The sequence below is a fragment of the Mesorhizobium sp. M6A.T.Ce.TU.016.01.1.1 genome (assembly GCF_003997065.1).
GTDB lineage: Bacteria > Pseudomonadota > Alphaproteobacteria > Rhizobiales > Rhizobiaceae > Mesorhizobium > Mesorhizobium mediterraneum.
In genome coordinates this window covers 37,587-54,331 of sequence record NZ_RZTJ01000002.1, presented here as the reverse complement: position 1 = coordinate 54,331, position 16,745 = coordinate 37,587, and the positions used below count along the sequence as shown (strand labels likewise).

General features: G+C 61.8%; 19 protein-coding genes. 7 read left to right on the top strand and 12 right to left on the bottom strand.

The window, feature by feature from the left end:
- Window positions 1-50: 50 nt before the first annotated feature.
- Both EOC94_RS03680 and EOC94_RS03675 read left to right on the top strand, forming a co-directional pair.
- Window positions 51-860 (top strand): methyltransferase domain-containing protein, encoded by an 810-nt coding sequence (locus EOC94_RS03680; RefSeq protein WP_095486166.1) that lies wholly within the window; start codon window positions 51-53, stop codon window positions 858-860.
- A 342-nt stretch (window positions 861-1,202) separates the two neighbouring features.
- Entirely contained in the window at window positions 1,203-2,186 is a 984-nt protein-coding gene (locus EOC94_RS03675; RefSeq protein ID WP_245465503.1) for a transglycosylase SLT domain-containing protein, read from the top strand.
- On the opposite strand, the gene EOC94_RS03670 is transcribed toward EOC94_RS03675, so the two are convergent.
- Window positions 2,183-2,791, bottom strand: coding sequence for a YqgE/AlgH family protein (locus tag EOC94_RS03670; protein WP_095486169.1), 609 nt, complete (start codon window positions 2,789-2,791; stop codon window positions 2,183-2,185). The genes EOC94_RS03675 and EOC94_RS03670 overlap by 4 nt on opposite strands.
- 170 nt (window positions 2,792-2,961) lie before the next feature.
- On the opposite strand from EOC94_RS03670, the gene EOC94_RS03665 reads away from it, so the two are divergent.
- The 3 genes from EOC94_RS03665 to EOC94_RS03655 all read left to right on the top strand — a co-directional run bounded on the left by EOC94_RS03665 (window position 2,962) and on the right by EOC94_RS03655 (window position 5,017).
- On the top strand, window positions 2,962-3,768 hold the full coding sequence (locus EOC94_RS03665) for a protein-disulfide reductase DsbD domain-containing protein (RefSeq protein ID WP_127288627.1): 807 nt from the start codon (window positions 2,962-2,964) through the stop codon (window positions 3,766-3,768).
- Between the two features lie 121 nt (window positions 3,769-3,889).
- On the top strand, window positions 3,890-4,390 hold the full coding sequence (locus EOC94_RS03660) for a peroxiredoxin (RefSeq protein ID WP_127288626.1): 501 nt from the start codon (window positions 3,890-3,892) through the stop codon (window positions 4,388-4,390).
- Window positions 4,391-4,534: 144 nt separating this feature from the next.
- On the top strand, window positions 4,535-5,017 hold the full coding sequence (locus tag EOC94_RS03655) for a DUF2938 domain-containing protein (protein ID WP_127288625.1): 483 nt from the start codon (window positions 4,535-4,537) through the stop codon (window positions 5,015-5,017).
- A 20-nt stretch (window positions 5,018-5,037) separates the two neighbouring features.
- Here the strand turns inward: EOC94_RS03655 and rnhA are convergent, their stop codons facing one another.
- The 11 genes from rnhA to coxB all read right to left on the bottom strand — a co-directional run bounded on the left by rnhA (window position 5,038) and on the right by coxB (window position 14,148).
- The gene (rnhA, locus tag EOC94_RS03650; protein WP_127206056.1) at window positions 5,038-5,571 is read right to left on the bottom strand and encodes a ribonuclease HI; all 534 of its coding nucleotides are present in this window, start codon (window positions 5,569-5,571) and stop codon (window positions 5,038-5,040) included.
- Window positions 5,568-6,530 carry a homoserine kinase gene (locus EOC94_RS03645; RefSeq protein WP_126103234.1) on the bottom strand — a complete coding sequence of 321 codons (963 nt, stop codon included), beginning with the start codon at window positions 6,528-6,530 and terminating at the stop codon, window positions 5,568-5,570. Before EOC94_RS03645 ends, rnhA begins: the two co-directional genes overlap by 4 nt.
- A gap of 5 nt (window positions 6,531-6,535) precedes the next feature.
- Complete coding sequence (gene ispH / locus EOC94_RS03640) at window positions 6,536-7,546, bottom strand: 4-hydroxy-3-methylbut-2-enyl diphosphate reductase (RefSeq protein ID WP_095486173.1); 1,011 nt, start codon at window positions 7,544-7,546, stop codon at window positions 6,536-6,538.
- Between the two features lie 94 nt (window positions 7,547-7,640).
- Window positions 7,641-8,396 carry an SURF1 family protein gene (locus tag EOC94_RS03635; protein WP_185928143.1) on the bottom strand — a complete coding sequence of 252 codons (756 nt, stop codon included), beginning with the start codon at window positions 8,394-8,396 and terminating at the stop codon, window positions 7,641-7,643.
- Complete coding sequence (locus tag EOC94_RS03630) at window positions 8,393-8,779, bottom strand: DUF983 domain-containing protein (RefSeq protein ID WP_126103235.1); 387 nt, start codon at window positions 8,777-8,779, stop codon at window positions 8,393-8,395. Before EOC94_RS03630 ends, EOC94_RS03635 begins: the two co-directional genes overlap by 4 nt.
- 81 nt (window positions 8,780-8,860) lie before the next feature.
- Entirely contained in the window at window positions 8,861-9,742 is an 882-nt protein-coding gene (locus tag EOC94_RS03625) for a cytochrome c oxidase subunit 3 (RefSeq protein WP_126103236.1), read from the bottom strand.
- Window position 9,743: 1 nt separating this feature from the next.
- Window positions 9,744-10,385, bottom strand: coding sequence for a cytochrome c oxidase assembly protein (locus EOC94_RS03620; protein WP_127288624.1), 642 nt, complete (start codon window positions 10,383-10,385; stop codon window positions 9,744-9,746).
- An 8-nt stretch (window positions 10,386-10,393) separates the two neighbouring features.
- Window positions 10,394-10,555 carry a hypothetical protein gene (locus EOC94_RS03615; RefSeq protein WP_077381685.1) on the bottom strand — a complete coding sequence of 54 codons (162 nt, stop codon included), beginning with the start codon at window positions 10,553-10,555 and terminating at the stop codon, window positions 10,394-10,396.
- A 2-nt stretch (window positions 10,556-10,557) separates the two neighbouring features.
- A complete protein-coding gene (locus tag EOC94_RS03610) occupies window positions 10,558-11,499 on the bottom strand; it encodes a heme o synthase (protein WP_127288623.1) in 942 nt (313 codons plus the stop codon).
- 77 nt (window positions 11,500-11,576) lie between these two features.
- Window positions 11,577-13,229, bottom strand: a complete 1,653-nt coding sequence (ctaD, locus tag EOC94_RS03605; protein WP_095486177.1) for a cytochrome c oxidase subunit I — start codon at window positions 13,227-13,229, stop codon at window positions 11,577-11,579.
- A 37-nt stretch (window positions 13,230-13,266) separates the two neighbouring features.
- Window positions 13,267-14,148: a cytochrome c oxidase subunit II gene (gene coxB / locus EOC94_RS03600; protein ID WP_127288622.1), complete on the bottom strand. Its 882-nt coding sequence runs from the start codon at window positions 14,146-14,148 to the stop codon at window positions 13,267-13,269.
- A gap of 364 nt (window positions 14,149-14,512) precedes the next feature.
- Between coxB and EOC94_RS03595 the strand changes: the two genes are divergently transcribed.
- Window positions 14,513-15,067, top strand: a complete 555-nt coding sequence (locus EOC94_RS03595; protein ID WP_095486179.1) for an invasion associated locus B family protein — start codon at window positions 14,513-14,515, stop codon at window positions 15,065-15,067.
- 238 nt (window positions 15,068-15,305) lie between these two features.
- On the top strand, window positions 15,306-16,718 hold the full coding sequence (gene tldD, locus EOC94_RS03590) for a metalloprotease TldD (protein ID WP_127288621.1): 1,413 nt from the start codon (window positions 15,306-15,308) through the stop codon (window positions 16,716-16,718).
- The last annotated feature ends 27 nt before the right edge of the window (window positions 16,719-16,745 follow it).

The window sequence follows — 16,745 nt, the reverse complement described above, 5'->3', positions numbered from 1 at the left end:
CAGCGGAGAAGGCTCGCGATGGCCGGATGGAAATCTGAGGGAGGACAATTATGACCTTGCCCAGTTACGCAATGAACCAGGCAAGTTTCCCGGAAATGTACGAGCGGTGGCTCGTCGGCCCTCTCTTCCGTCCATGGGCCGAGTTGGCTCTTGACGAGCTGGAATTGTCTTCGGGCGATCGCGTACTCGATATCGCTTGCGGAACAGGAATAGTGGCGCGCGTTGCAAGAGAGCGGCTCGGTGAAGCCGGATACATCGTCGGCGTCGACATCAGCCTGGACATGCTTGCCGTGGCGCGGGCTGTAGAACCAGCCATTGACTGGCGTCGGGGCAATGCCGGCGAGCTGCCTCTGCGTAACGGTGAGACGTTCGACGTGGTCGTCTGCCAGCAAGGACTGCAGTTCTTTCCCGACAAACCCGCGGCGGCGGCGCAGATGCGTCGCGCGCTGGCGAAGGGTGGTAGGCTGGCGCTTGCCACGTGGCGCCCGGATGACGAAATCCCGTTCTTTCGCGAACTGCGCCGCGTGGCGGAGCGCCACCTGGGCGCCATCGCCGATCAACGGTACAGCTTCGGGGAAGCGGCGCCACTTGAGGCGCTGCTGCGAGACGCCGGCTTCCACGAGGTCCGATCAAGGACTATTTCGCGCACCATCCATTTCGGGGAAGGCGCACCCTTCCTGCATTTGAATACGATGGCGCTGGTCGGGATGAGTTCTTTAGCCAAGGAAATGGACGATCAGGAACGCAAGCGCGTCGTGGAGGAGATCGTGAGCGAGAGTGCGCCCGTGCTGCAGCCATACACCAACGGGTCGAAACTAGCCTTCGAGCTCAGCACCAATCTGGCGACAGCCAAAGGGTAAATGATCTCTCTTCACAAGCAACGCATTGCCTACGCAACGCTCGGTAAAAATCAACCCATTGTACATTACGAATTATTTCGCCGCACTGCGGCCATTGTACCGCCATTATCCATGACTAGCTAGCGGAGGCACTGACCGTTCTTCTTGTCTTTTCGACGTTGACGGCTCAACGTTGGAAATAGATCTTCCCAAAATATCTGGGGCAGACAAGGAACGGAGGATGACCTGGCGTCACTCCAAAGAACACGTGAATTCTTTGCTTGCGGAGGCGTCATTCTTTCGGGCGTGCGGCCTTTGTCGAAAAGGATCGCGGGGCTTGGCTTGGCGGCGACAGTGGCAGCCATGCCGTGGCCGGTCTATTCGGGAGCCTTGGTCAACGGAGCGACCGAAGCCGCGGTTGCCACTGCTGCTCCGTCCTCCGCTCTGGGTTTCCCCTCGGCCGCGCCCGAGTTCGACATCATCGATCCGGGCACCATATCGACCTCCCGACGCAAGGGAGAAGGCACCTTGGCCGATGCATTGAAGGGCACCGTCTCCATCCTTTCCAAAGGCGCGGAACAGATCGTCGTAGGCATGTCGGTGCACGAGTTCGGCGAATACAAGGTGTCCCAGTACATTGCCAGCGAGATTCTGCGTGCAGCCAAGGACACCCAATTTCCTGCCGACACCCTTTTCGCGATCGCCGAGAAGGAATCCTCCTTCGACATCAACAACCGCCCGCCTAAAGGGTCGGCGCTTGGTCTTATGCAGTTCCTCGACCAGACATGGCTCGAGGCCGTGAAGGACTACGGTGCAGAGTTCGGCCTGGGCGACGAAGCGGAACTGATCCGGATCCGCCTCGAGGGCAAGCGCGAACACCATTTCGTCGACGACAAGGCCGAAGAAGAGCGCATCCTTCAATTCAGGCGCGATCCCTATCTGTCGGCAGCACTTGCGGCCAAGAACCTTCTTGCGGCCAGGGAACGCATCGAAGCCCGTCTCGAGAAGGCCATGGACGAACGGGATCTTTACCTCCCCCATTTCCTTGGCACCAACGGCGCAGCAAACCTCCTGTCGAACGCCGACGAGACGCCCAATGCCAAAGCCAGCAAAATCTTCCCCAAGGCGGCGCGGTTCAATACCGCGATGTTCAGGGCCAAGGGAAAACAGCTCACCGTCGGCCAGTTTCACCAGCGCATGCGCTCCTTCTTGGAAGCCCGCATCGGCAAATACAGCGATGTCGAAACCCGCGTGAAAGAGGCTGACCTGTCCTGGACAGCCGGTATCGAGAATATCGTCTACGATTTGGGCAAACGGCTGGCGATGGTGTCAGGTTTTCAGCACTAGGCGTGACCGGCAGCGACGCTGAGATGCGCGAGGTCGATACCGATCGAAGCGAGAATCCGGTCGTATTTGCGCTCGATGTCGGTATCGAACAGAAGCTCCGCAGTTGCCGGGCAGGTCAGCCAGCCGTTCTCGGCGATTTCGCTTTCCAGCTGGCCGGCGCCCCAGCCCGAATAGCCGAGCGCCATCAGCGCGTGCCGAGGTCCGCGGCCCGACGAAATGGCGCGCAATATGTCGACGGTCGCGGTCAGGCAGATCTCGTCGGAGACGGTCAGCGACGATTCCACCCGGTAGTCGCCCGAATGCAGGACGAAGCCGCGGCTGCGGTCGACCGGTCCGCCGTTGCGCACGACGAAGTCACGGGCCTGCGCGGGCAAGCGGATCGCCTCCTGTTCGTTCATGATGCCGAGCTGGACGAGAAGATCCGGAAACAGCATCTGCTGCGTCTGGTTGATGATCAGGCCCATCGCGCCTTCGTCGCTGTGCGCGCAGATGTAGATGACGGAGCGCGTGAAGCGGTCGTCCTTCATGCCGGGCATGGCAATCAGGAACTGGTCGTCGAGAAAGCCGCGTCCTGCGACCATCTTCTTGTGGCGCAACAAGTCCATGACAGGCAGCGTAACGCGTTTTGGAAGCGCCGAAAAGATGTGCCGCGCGCGATTTGGTCTCGGCTTTGCGTCCAAGGTCACGCAAAGCTGTGCCCGAGGTCACGCAAATATGATAACAGCGAAGCCATGAAATCATTGCGCAGCCATGAACGGACGCTCAAATCACCGCCATGCAAAGCTTGAAAGTCCTGCTGCTCAGCGCCGCTGTTGGATGTGGAACCGGCCTTCCCGCTGCAGCCTCCTCGTCGATCTGGTACAACACCGAAGGCGGCAAAGTGCGGCTTGTGACCACCGGCAAGCCCGACGAAGCCGGGCGCATCCATGGCGTCCTCGATATTGCGCTCAAGCCTGGCTGGAAAACCTACTGGCGCGATCCGGGCGACGCGGGCGTGCCGCCGCAAATCGATGTCTCGGCCAGCACCAACATTGCCAACGCGATTTTTTCGTTTCCGCCGCCCCAGCGCCACGACGACGGCTACGGCAAATGGGCCGGCTATGACCATCCGGTTTCGCTGCCGGTGACGTTCACGTTGTCGGCGCCGAACGAGCCGGCCGTCATCGATGCCGATATCTTTCTCGGCATTTGCGAGACGATCTGCATCCCGGTGCAGACGAGGCTGACCGTCGATCCGGGCTCCGATCCGGACAATGTCGAAGACGCCGATTTGGTGAAGGCGGCCCTCGCAACCCTGCCGGCCCCTGCAAGGCCCGATTTCGGCATCAATATCCTGCCGGGTGACCGCGAGACACTGATTGTCGAGGCGAGCTTTCCGGGCAATCCGAATGCGGCGGATTTCTTCGTCGCCGGTGAGCGGGATTACATGTTCGGCGTGCCGGCTCGCAGCGAAAAGGACGGCAAGCTGGTGTTTACCGTGCCGATCCTCGACAGGCCGACGACGACGCCGACGGATGGCGGACTTTACTACACGCTGACAACTGCGGTCGGCGCGGTCGAGGGACAGCTGCCTTTCCCTTGATCCCGAGCAAAGGATGTTCAGGTCGAACATCCTTTTGCTCCAGGCTCCCCAAACGGTTGCGGGAAAAGTCTGAGTTCGCTATCGCAAGGATACTCCCTTTATTTGTCAAATGAGGACCATCATGATGATATCCGTTGGCGACAAGCTGCCCCAAGCGACCTTCAAGACGATGACTGCCGACGGGGCAAAACCGATCACAGCGGCCGAGATTTTCTCGGGCAAGAAGGTGGTGCTGTTCGCCGTTCCCGGCGCTTTCACGCCGACCTGCAGCAACAACCATCTGCCCGGCTATCTGGATAATTACGACGCCATCCTGGCGCGCGGCGTCGACACCATCGCCGTCGTCGCCGTCAACGATATTCACGTCATGGGGGCTTGGGCCCGCTTCAGCGGCGGCGAAGGCAAGATCCTTTACCTTGCCGACGGCAATGGCGACTTCGCCAAGTCGATCGGCCTCGACGCCGACCTCTCCGGCGGTGGCATGGGACTGCGTTCGAAGCGGTTCTCGATGATCCTCGACGACGGCAAGGTCATCGCGCTTAATGTCGAGACAAAGCCTGGCGTTGATGAATCCGGTGCGGCTCATATTCTCGGACAGCTTTCCGTTCTGGCGACAGCATAGGCCACAGTCGCCTTTTAGAACGTCGCGCGTCCCAAGGACGCTTCAAGACTTTCGAATCGGCGCATGATCCTTTCCGAAAGCCGATTCCGGTTTTCGGGATCGTGCGCTGGCTCTTCGGGACTGCTTGCTTTTGGGGGGACCTCGATGACGTTTGATATCTTCTGGCGCGCTGTTGCGATCGGCATCGGCGCCACGGCGCTCATGGACCTCTGGGCGATTCTCCTGAACACGGTGTTTGCTCAGCCGCGGCCGAACTGGGGGCTGGTCGGCCGCTGGGTCTGGCATCTGAGGGACGGCAAGGTCTTCCACGAAGATATCGGCGAGGCAGCACCCTACGCGCATGAATCGGCGCTGGGCTGGGCCTTCCACTATTTTGTCGGCATCGTCTACGGCATCATCCTGGCCGTTTTGGCGGGAGCGGCGTGGCTGGCGGCGCCGACCTTCCTGCCGGCCTTCATCCTCGGCATCGTCACCGTGGGCGCCGGCTGGTTCCTGCTGGCGCCCGCCATGGGCGCCGGCTGGGCCGCATCAAAGCGCCCCAACCCCATGCAGATCCGCGCCCTCAACCTGGTGTCGCATACGGTGTTCGCGCTCGGGCTTTTCGGCACGGCGCTGCTGATCCGCTGAACACGGAGGACCAGACTGGTTTAGTAGCTCTGGGTCGAGCGCCGCATTTTCTTGGCTGCCGGCTGCTTGGCCTGGGTGCTTTCCTTGGCCGAAAGGAGCGCGGGCCTGGCCGACTTGTTCTTGAACGGCGCCATGCCGAGCCGCGCCAGTTCGTCGGCACGCTCGTTCTCCGGATGGCCGGCATGGCCCTTGACCCAGTGCCAGACGACCTGATGACGGCTGCGCGCCTCGTCGAGTGCCTGCCACAGCTCGGCATTCTTCACCGGTTGCCTGGCGGCCGTCTTCCAGCCGTTGCGCTTCCAGCCATCGATCCAGCTGAAAATGCCGTCCTTGACATAGTTGCTGTCGGTATAAAGATCGACGGCGCAGGGTTCTTTTAGCGCATTGAGCGCCGAGATGGCGGCCAAAAGTTCCATGCGGTTGTTGGTGGTAGCAGCCTCGCCGCCCGACAGTTCTTTCGTGATGCCGTTGAAGCGCAGGACCGCCCCCCAGCCGCCCGGCCCCGGATTGCCCGAACAGGCACCATCGGTGAAGATTTCAACGCGCTTGGTCATGTCAGTCCGTATTCGGAAGGGGATTTGATCGCCCGGTGGAAGCGCATCCTGCGGATGTACTCGGTCGGGTCGCGTTTTATGACCAGCCCGCCGTTGGCAACAGTCAGCCAGTCGTAAAGCCGGGTCAGCATGAAGCGCAGTGCCGAGCCGCGCGCCAGCATCGGCAGCGCGGCTTTCTCGTCGCCGCTCAAGGGTCGCACGCTCTGGTAGCCGGCAAGCAGCGCCGTGCCCTTGGTCAGGTTGAAAGAAAAATCTTTCTCGAAGCACCAGGCGTTGAGGCAGGTGGCGACATCATAGGCGTAGAGATCATTGCAGGCGAAATAGAAGTCGATCAGCCCGGACAGTTTTTCGCCGAGGAAGAAGACATTGTCCGGGAAAAGATCGGCATGGATGATGCCTTCCGGCAGGCCTTTGGGCCAGTTCCGCTCGAAATCGGCGAAGTCGGCATCGACTTCGGCCGCAAGTCCCGGCTCGACCTCGTCGGCGCGCGCGTGGGACGCGTTCCACAGCTTACGCCAGCCATCGATGGCAAGGGCGTTCGGGCGGGTCATGGGAAAGTCCTGACCCGCGAGATGGAGTTGCGCCAGCGCCTTGCCGACCTCACCGCAATGCGCTGCCGTCGGTCGCCGCAGCGACAGGCCTTCGAGGAAGGTGATGATGACCGCCGGCCGGCCGGCAAGCGCGCCGATGACGGTGCCGTCGTGCGCGGTGACCGGAAGCGGGCACGAAATGCCTTTTCTCGCGAGATGGCCCATGAGGCCGAGGAAGAACGGCAGGTCGGCCTTGTCGACGCGCTTTTCGTAGAGCGTCAGGATGTAGGAGCCGCTGGTGGTGTGCAGCAGGAAATTCGAGTTCTCGGTGCCTTCTGCGATGCCCTTGTAGGACAGGAGATCGCCGACCGGATAGGGCTTCAGGAACGCGCCGAGCTCACTTTCATTGACGTCGGTGTAGACCGCCATGGACCTTACGCGGCCCCATTGACGAAGGCCATGTCGGCCGCCGTCAGTTCGACATCGCGCAGGACCCGCATCACCGGAAAATCCTCCGTTTCAGTGGCCGTCACCGCCAGCTCGATCGTCACATTGAAGCGCTGCCGGAAAGCGTCGATGATCTCGTCAACAATGATTTCCGGCGCCGAAGCGCCTGCCGACAGACCGAGCGTCGAGATGCCGGCAATGTCAGTCCACGGAATTTCGGAAGCGCGCTGCACGAGGAGTGACATCGAGGCGCCGGCGCGTTCGGCCACTTCGACAAGACGCCGCGAATTGGAGGAGTTGGGGGCGCCGACGATCAGGAAGAGATCGGCACCAGCGGCGGTCTCCTTGACCGCCTCCTGACGGTTGGTGGTGGCATAGCAGATCGATTCCGCGGCCGCCGCATGTAAATCGGGAAAACGATCCTTAAGCACGCGGATGATGCCGGCGGTATCCTCGACCGAGAGCGTCGTCTGGGTGACGAAACCGAGTGCCTGCGGGTCGGCGGGCACCAATTTCGCGGCGTCAGCTTCGGTCTCGATCAAGGTGACGGCGCCGTCCGGCAATTGCCCCATCGTGCCGATCACTTCGGGATGGCCGGCATGGCCGATCAGAAGCACGTGGCGGCCAAGCCGCTGATGGCGCATCGCCTGCTTGTGGACCTTCGACACCAGCGGGCAGGTGGCGTCGAGATAGAAGAGGCTACGCGCCTGGGCGTCCGCCGGCACCGACTTCGGCACGCCATGCGCCGAAAAGACGACCGGGCTCTGGCGATGCTCCGCCGGTATCTCGGAGAGTTCCTCGATAAACACCGCACCCAGGCTTTGCAGCCCCTCGACGACGTAGCGATTGTGCACGATCTCGTGGCGGACATAGACCGGCGCGCCGTATTTCTTCAGCGCCAGAACGACGATCTGGATGGCGCGGTCGACGCCGGCGCAGAAGCCCCTGGGCTGGCAGAGCCTTATCGTCAGCGGTGGCTTTGTGGTCGTGTGAAGCATGATTCCCGGCCGGTTGGTCGTATCGTGAACCCAGGTGAACTCAAGGCGCGAAATGAGGTGCGCACCCCTGCCCTGTCAAGGGCGCCAGCGGCGATCATTTCTCTTTCGCCGGGCGGCGAAGCCTGAAGATGAGGACGCCGGCAAGGGCAGCGGCAAGGCCATACCAGGTTACGGCGTATTGCAAATGGCTGTTCGGCAGGTTGATGACGGTAACACCGCCGACCGGCAGCCCACCCGGGTTCGGGGTGGCGTCCGCGTCGATGAAGAATGGCACCAGCCCCGCGCCGGCCGGCAGACCCGCGCTCGCCGCCATGGCATCGCGATCCTTCCAGTAGAAGATGTTCTTCTGCGGATCATTGTCGGGAAGCATCATCGAGGGCTTCGCCGGCAGCGGGTTGCGGGCGAGTCCCGTCACCGTCACTTGGCCCTCTACCTGGCTTTGCGGGCGCTTGGCCGCATCCTTGAGATCGTAGGGCACGAAGCCGCGATTGATCAGGACGAAGCGGCCGTCCTCCAGATGCAAGGGTGTGAAGACATTGAAACCGGACTGGCCTTCCCAGGTCGCGAAGAAATGCCGCTCGCCTTGATGCAGGAAAGTGCCTGATGCCGTCACCGGCGTGTAGTCGACGTCTCCGGTGGCGGCAAACCGCTTTTCGATCTCGGCCAACGGCACGGGCGCCGAGTGCGTGCGCTGGTCGATTGTCTGGAGAAGACCCTCTTTCCAGTACAGGCGCTGGACCTGCCAGGTGCCGAGCGCCAGCAAGATGAAGAACAGCACGAGGCCGAAGCCAAGCAGCAATGCCGTCTTCGGCCGCGAACGGCCTGCGACCGAACCGGATGTCGTGCTCATTCGCCGAGGTCCAGCCTGCCCTCGGCCGCCTTGTTGCGGTACTGCAGCGTCAAAAGCACGCCTTTGATCAGCCTAAGCGCCCCAAGGCATAGCACCAGCGTCAGCGGTATCCACAGCATGAGATGCAGCCAAAGCGGCGGACTAAGCGTCACCTCCATCCACAGCGCCAGCCCGACGACGATGAAGCCGATGATCAGGATGACGAACACCGCCGGACCGTCGCCGGCATCGGCGTAGGAATAGTCGAGGCCGCAATTGGCGCAGCGCTTGCCGACGGTGAGAAAACCGGAAAACAGCCTCCCCTCGCCGCAGCGCGGGCAGCGGCCGTGCAGGCCGGCCGAAATCGGATCGATTGGTGGCCAGATCGCCTTGTCATCGCTCATTCCGATACCTTAGTGCCGTTCGCCCCAAAAGATAAGGCGGCCACGTCGCCGCAGCCGCCTCGCCACATTCCCTTAAAGATTTCAGTGACCTTCGATCACCGCGCCGCTTGATGCCCACACATAAATCGACGCAAACAGGAACAGCCAGACCACGTCGACGAAGTGCCAGTACCAGGCGGCCGCCTCGAAGCCGAAATGCTGCTTTGGGGTGAAATCGCCCTTCATCGCGCGAACCAGGCAGACCAGCAGGAAGATGGTGCCGATGATGACATGGAAGCCGTGGAAGCCGGTCGCCATGAAGAAGGTGGCGCCGTAGATCGAATCCCTGAAGCCGAACGGCGCGTGCATGTACTCGTAAGCCTGCACCATGGTGAACAGCATGCCGAGACCGACGGTCAGCACCAGGCCGTTGATCAGCCCCTTGCGGTCGCCATGAATAAGCGAGTGGTGCGCCCAGGTCACCGTGGTGCCCGACAAAAGCAGGATGACGGTGTTGTAGAGCGGCAGGTGGAAGGGGTCGAGAACCTCGAGGCCCTTCGGCGGCCAGACACCGCCGGTGAAGGCGGCGCGGGCGTATTGCTGTGCCTCGCCGGGAAACAGGCTGGCGTCGAAGAATGCCCAGAACCAGGCGACGAAGAACATCACCTCGGAAGCGATGAACATGATCATGCCGTAGCGCAGATGCAGCGACACTACACGCGTATGGTGGCCTTCATGCGCTTCCTTGATGGTGTCCGACCACCAGGCGTACATGGTGTAGATGACGATCAAGAGGCCGATGTAGAACAGCCACGGATTGGCGATGTTGAAGCCGAAAATCGGGAAATCGCCGCCCTTGAGGTACTGCATGTAACAGACGCCGCCGATCGCAGTGACCAGCGCGCCGACCGAGCCTAGGAACGGCCACGGGCTCGGGTCGACGAGATGGTAGTCATGTTGTGGTTTTGCGTGCGCGTCTGCCATATCAACCCCCGAGGCTTCGTTCGGTGTGTGAAACTTTGTTGCTTGTGCCTTCGGCCGGCGCCGACGACGCCACCGGTTTGTTCTTCTCGTTCTTCTCGACCGGGAACATCGTGTAGGACAGGGTAATCGTCTTCAAGTCCTTCAGCTCCGGCGCATTGACGATGTCGGGATCTACATAGAACACGACCGGCATGTCCAGCGTCTCGCCAGGCTTCAGCGTCGTGTCGGTGAAGCAGAAACACTCGACCTTGTTGAAGTAGGATCCCGCCAGTTCCGGCTGCACGTTGAAGGTCGCGCGGGCGGTGGTGGCGCGGACGAACTTGTTGGTGGCGCTATAATGCGCCTGCGCCGTCTCGCCTATCTTGATGGTGACCGAGCGGGCGACTGGCTCGAACTGCCAGGGCACGCCGGATGTGTTGGCGTCGAAACGGATGGTGATGTCGCGGTCGAGCACGCGATCGGCATATTGCTGCGTTGCGCGTTTCACGGTGCCGCCGTAACCGGTCGCCTGGCAGAACATCGCGTAGAGCGGCACCGCGGCATAGGCCATGCCGATCATGCCGCCGAAGAAGGCGATGCAGACGCCGGCGACGATGCGGTTGGTGTTCTTCTTTTGAGGATAGGTCACTGTTTGGCGGTTCATCTTGAGCCTCACATCGTTCCGGTGAGGTTGTGACCGAATTTCACGACGGTCGCGATATAGAAGATGACGACAAGCACCGCCAACGCCAGGCCGATGGCTACCGAACGGTTGCGCCGCGCCTTCTGCTGGCGCTCGGTCAGCGTGACGAGTTCAAGCTTCTTGTCGGCCATGGTCATGCTCCGCCCGCCAGCGCGCGCCCGACAACGCAGTCGGCAAGATAGATGGCGAAAATGGCAAAGAGGTAGAGCAGCGAGTAGCCGAACAATGCCTTGGCCGGCTTCATCACATGGTCGTCGTCCGCCATCTGCAGCACCTTCCACGCATACCAGACGAAGCCGGCGCCAAGCAGCACCGCTAGGGCGCCATAGGCGGGTGTGGTGAAACCGAGCGCCCATGGCAGCACGCCAACCGGCGCAAGGATCAGCGCGTAGGCGAAGATCTGGCGTCGGGTCGAAGCCTGGCCGGCGACATTCGGCATCATCGGGATGCCGGCCCTGGCATAGTCCTGCGACTTGAAGAGAGCGAGCGCCCAGAAATGCGGCGGCGTCCACAGGAAGATGATCAGGAACAGGACGACGCTTTCCAGGCTGACCGTTCCGGTCACCGCGGCCCAGCCGATCACCGGCGGAATGGCGCCGGCAGCACCGCCGATGACAATGTTCTGCGGCGTCCAGCGCTTCAGCCACATCGTGTAGACGACGGCATAGAAGAAGATGGTGAAGGCCAGGAGCGTCGCCGACAGCCAGTTGACCAGCACGCCGAGCGTCATCACCGACAGCACCGACAGCACAAGGCCGAAACTCAGCGCCTCGCCGGGCCGGATGCGGCCGGCCGGCACCGGACGGCCGGCGGTCCTGGTCATCACCGCATCGATATCGGCGTCATACCACATGTTGAGCGCGCCGGACGCGCCAGCCCCAATGGCAATAGCCAGGATCGCGATCACCGCCAGAAGCGGATTGATGGTCACGGGCGCCGCGACCAGGCCGACAAAAGCGGTGAACACCACCAGCGACATGACGCGCGGCTTCAACAGGGCGAAGAAATCGCCCGCCGTCGCTTCCGACATGCGAAAGCCCGGTTCGTCAGTCAATGTGTCGTCGACAAGGGCCATGCGTACTTAAAGTCCATCATTCCGTTGGCCAAAACCGCCGGGCGGACCGGCGGTTCCGTATTCGCCCAGGCAGCCGCCTATTTGATCTTCGGCAGCTGTTCCCACTGGTGGAAGGGCGGCGGCGAAGGCAGCTGCCATTCAAGCGTCGTCGCACCCTCGCCCCACGGGTTGGCGCCGGCCACCCGCTTCTTCTGGAAGGCCTCGAACACGCCATAGAGGAAGATGACCACGCCGACGGCCGAAATATACGAGCCGTAGGAGGACACCATGTTCCAGCCGGCAAACGCATCCGGATAGTCGATATAGCGGCGCGGCATGCCGGAGAGGCCGAGGAAATGCTGCGGGAAGAAGACGAGGTTGACGCCGACGAAGGTGACCCAGAAGTGGGTGTTGGCGATGACAGGCGAATACATGTAGCCGGTCATCTTCGGGAACCAGTAGTACCAGCCGGCGAAGATGGCAAAGACCGCGCCCAGCGACAGCACATAGTGGAAATGCGCGACCACGTAGTAGGTGTCGTGCAGCGGGCGGTCGAGACCGGCATTGGCAAGCTGGACGCCGGTAACGCCGCCGACGGTGAACAGGAAGATGAAGCCAATCGCCCACAGCATCGGGGTCTTGAGCGAAATCGATCCGCCCCACATGGTGGCGATCCACGAGAATATCTTCACGCCCGTCGGCACCGCGATAACCATGGTGGCGAAGACGAAATAGCGCTGCGTGTCGAGCGACAGGCCGGTCGTGTACATGTGGTGCGCCCAGACGATGAAGCCGACCGCACCGATCGCGACCATGGCATAAGCCATGCCAAGATAGCCGAAGATGGGCTTCTTCGAGAAGGTCGAGACGATATGGCTGACGATGCCGAAGCCCGGCAGGATCAGGATGTAGACTTCCGGGTGCCCGAAGAACCAGAACAGGTGCTGGAACAGGATCGGGTCGCCGCCGCCGTCCGGCGCGAAGAAGGTGGTGCCGAAGTTGCGATCGGTCAAAAGCATTGTGATGCCGCCGGCCAGAACCGGAAGCGACAACAGCAGCAGGAAAGCGGTGATCAGCACCGACCAGGCGAACAGCGGCATCTTGTGCAATGTCATGCCAGGCGCGCGCATGTTGAAGATGGTGGTGATGAAATTGATGGCGCCGAGAATCGACGATGCGCCGGCGATGTGCAGCGACAGGATCGCAAGGTCCATCGCCGGTCCGGGCTGGCCCGATGTCGATAGCGGCGGATAGATCGTCCAGCCACCGCCGACGCCGTAAGCGCCAGGCGCGCTCGGCACGAAGGCCGAGATGATCAACAGGATGAAAGCCGGCGGCAGCAACCAGAACGAGACGTTGTTCATGCGCGGGAAGGCCATATCGGGCGCGCCGATCATGATCGGCACCATCCAGTTGGCGAAGCCGCCGATCAAAGCCGGCATGACCATGAAGAAGATCATGATCAGCGCATGCGCGGTGGTGAAGGCGTTGTACATGCTCTTGCCACCGTCGAGCGCGGCGTCGGCGTTCAAGCCGTAGACCATCTGCGCCAGGCCGGTGAAAATCTGGATCCCCGGCTCCTGCAGCTCCATGCGCATCACGACAGAAAGGGCACCGCCGACGCAGCCCGCCATGATCGCGAAGATCAGATAGAGCGTGCCGATATCCTTGTGGTTGGTCGAATACACCCACCGGACCCAGCCATGATACGGCTTATGGTCGTGATCGTCGTGAGCTGCAGCGTCTGCCATGTTCGGCTCCGTTCCCTGATCTTTTCTGGTCGCGGCATCAGTTGCCGGCGGCCGCTACCTTATCTTTGCTGTCGACCTCGGCCATCAACGCCTTGTTGGCGCCAGGAAGGTCGGAGCTGGCTGCCGCCAGCCAGGTCTTGTACTGGGCGTCGGAGACGACGCGGATCGCGATCGGCATGAAGGCGTGGTCCTTGCCGCAAAGCTCCGAGCACTGGCCGTAATAGAGGCCTTCCTTTTCCGCCTTGAACCAGACCTCGTTGATGCGGCCCGGAACCGCGTCGGTCTTGATGCCGAAGGACGGCATGGCAAAGGCGTGAATCACGTCTGCCGCCGTCACCAGCACGCGGGTCATGGTATTGACCGGCACCACCATCTCGTTGTCGACGGCGAGCAGGCGCGGATAAACGCCGCGATCTTCCTTACCGGCCGCAGCGCGGTCAGAATCCGCCAGGATCGCCGAATTGAAGGAAAGCGTGTTGTCGGTCTGATATTCGTAATCCCAGTTCCACTGGTTGCCGGTCGCCTTGATGGTCAGCTTGGCTTCTTCCGGCGGCGTGTATTGCGCGGTCAGAAGCTGGAACGACGGGATGGCGAGGCAGAGCAGGATGACGACCGGCCCAACCGTCCAGATCACCTCGATCAGCGTGTTGTGGCTGGTGCGCGAGGGGGTCGGGTTGACGCTGGCGCGGAATTTCAAGATGCAATAGGCGATAAGAGCGAGCACGAAGAGGGTGATCGGCACGATGAACCACAGCGTGTAGTGCTCGAACCAGGCGATCTGCCGCATCATCTCGGTGGCGGCAGGCTGGAAGGTCACTTCCCACGGCGCAGGCTGGGCGGCATGGGCCGATGCACCGGTGAACAGTGTGGCAGCCCAAGCGCTTGCTAGGAGTTTGGCGCCTGCTAGGAATTTTCTCATTGCCGTCATTATCTCCCAGTTCCTCGCGATCGGACCGCAAGAATATCGAACAACGCCGGGACGGGAATCCCGGACAGTCCCGAGGCTGGTTCAAACCATACTCTATTTGCCTCTGCAAGAAAGGAGCGGAGGAAACCGTGCGGCATTTTTGCGCGCAAGCGCGGCGGCACATTTTGGCGGCGGCCGCGGCGGTGGAAGCCCGAGCGGCGGAGTGTCCTGGCAAAATGCGCCGGCCGGTCGCAATTCGGGCGAATTTGGCACGGAAAAGCGCACAATTGCCTTGGTCGAAGCAGGCCGGCAGTGGTCTCATCCTTTACTTGCCCTTGGCGCGGCTTAAAGTGCCGTGATTCGCAATGGAGCCGTCATGAACTCTTGGCTTTGGGGACTTGGGCTTTCGAGACTTAGGATTTCGAGGACCTTGGCGAAGGTCATCTTTCTCGTTGGCTTGTCTGGCCTGTCCGTTGTCAGCCAGGTCAATGCCGCGCAGCCAAGCGGCAAGGTGCGGTCGACGCATGGCGCGTGGTCGATTATCTGCGACACGCCGGCCGGCGCCACATCAGAACAATGCGTGATGATGCAGAACGTCGTCGCTGAGGACCGTCCCGAGATGGGGCTTTCGGTCGTTGTGCTGCGCACCGCCGACAACAAGGCCGAAATCCTGCGCGTGCTGGCCCCGCTCGGCGTTCTATTGCCCAACGGGCTTGGCCTCAATGTCGACGGCAAGGACATCGGCCGGGCCTATTTCGTGCGCTGCTTCCAGGACGGCTGCTATGCCGAGGTCATTCTCGAAAAGCCGCTGCTCGACACGCTGAAGACCGGAACGTCGGCCACCTTCATCGTCTTCCAGACGCCGGAGGAAGGCATCGGCATTCCGGTAGAGCTCAAGGGTTTTGCCGACGGTTTCGCCGCCCTGCCTTGAACCGGTCAGACGCCCAAATCCTTACCAATGAAAGAGATTGTGACCGGCCTTTAGCTACAGCGCCGCGCGTCCAGGGACGCGCAAAGGACGCTGTAGCGCTTTGATTTTGCGCATGATCCTTTCCGAAAATCGACTCCGATTTTCGGGGTCATGCGCAGACAATGGTCATTGCCGATTGTCTGGACGCGCCTTCGCGCCTACATCGTGAGGACAATCTCTTTCCACGGACGGACCTGCCATGAACAGCCTGATCGGCCAATTCGACATTTCCGACGATCGCATCAAGCAGATCGTCGCCGAGACCATCAACGGCGCCGACGACGGCGAATTGTTCCTCGAATACAGCGAGAGCGAAGCGCTGATGTTCGACAATGGCCGGCTGAAGACCGCCAATTTCAACACCGACCAGGGTTTTGGGCTACGCGCCGTCGCCGGCGAAGCCAGTGGCTACGCGCATTCCAGCGATCTTTCCGAAGCATCGCTGCTGCGCGCGGCCGACGCGGTCTCAACGGTCAAGGGCGGCTATTCCGGCACGCTTGCCGCGGCGCCTGCCCGCACCAACCGTCATCTCTACGGCGACGAGAACCCGATCCCCTCGCCCTCCTTCGAGGCCAAGGCCAAGCTCCTTCAGGAAATCGATTCGTGGCTGCGAGCCGAGGATCCGCGCGTGCGACAAGTGACGGCTTCGCTCGCCGCCTCCTGGCAACATGTCGAGATCGTGCGCGCCGACGGCCAGGTGGTGCGCGACATCCGCCCGCTGGTCAGGATCAACGTGTCTGTGGTGGTCGGCAATGGCGACCGCCAGGAGAGCGGCTCCTACGGCATGGGCGGGCGCAAGGCGTTTGGCGAATTCCTGGTCGAGGAGAGCTGGAAGCACGCGGCCAAGGAGGCGCTGCGGCAAGCGCTGGTCAACCTCGAGGCCATTCCGGCGCCCGCCGGTACCTTTGACATCGTCCTGTCCAGCGGCTGGCCGGGCGTCATGCTGCACGAGGCCGTCGGCCACGGGCTGGAAGGCGACTTTAACCGCAAGAAGACATCGGCCTTCGCCGGCCTGATGGGCCAACAGGTGGCCGCGAAAGGTGTCACCGTCGTCGACGACGGCACCATGGCCGAGCGGCGCGGCTCTCTGACCGTCGATGACGAAGGAACACCTTCGGCCCGCAACGTGCTGATCGAAGACGGCAAGCTTGTCGGCTATATGCAGGACCGCCAGAACGCCCGGCTGATGGGCATGAACGCCACCGGCAACGGACGGCGCGAAGGCTACGCGCATCAGCCGATGCCGCGCATGACCAACACCTACATGACCTCAGGCGACATGGAGCCGGACGAAATCATCGCCTCGGTCAAGAACGGCATCTATGCCGTCTCCTTCGGCGGCGGCCAGGTCGACATCACCTCGGGCAAGTTCGTGTTCGGATGCACCGAGGCCTACATGATCGAGAACGGCAAGGTGACGCAGCCGATCAAGGGCGCCATGCTGATCGGCAATGGACCTGACGCCATGCACCGCGTTTCGATGATCGGCAACGACATGAAGCTCGACACCGGCATCGGCATGTGCGGCAAGGCCGGCCAGGGCGTGCCGGTAGGCGTCGGCCAGCCACATCTCAGGATGAACCAGATGACGGTGGGTGGCACCAGGGTTTGAGCGGCCAGCCTGTCGAGGTAGGCCTGT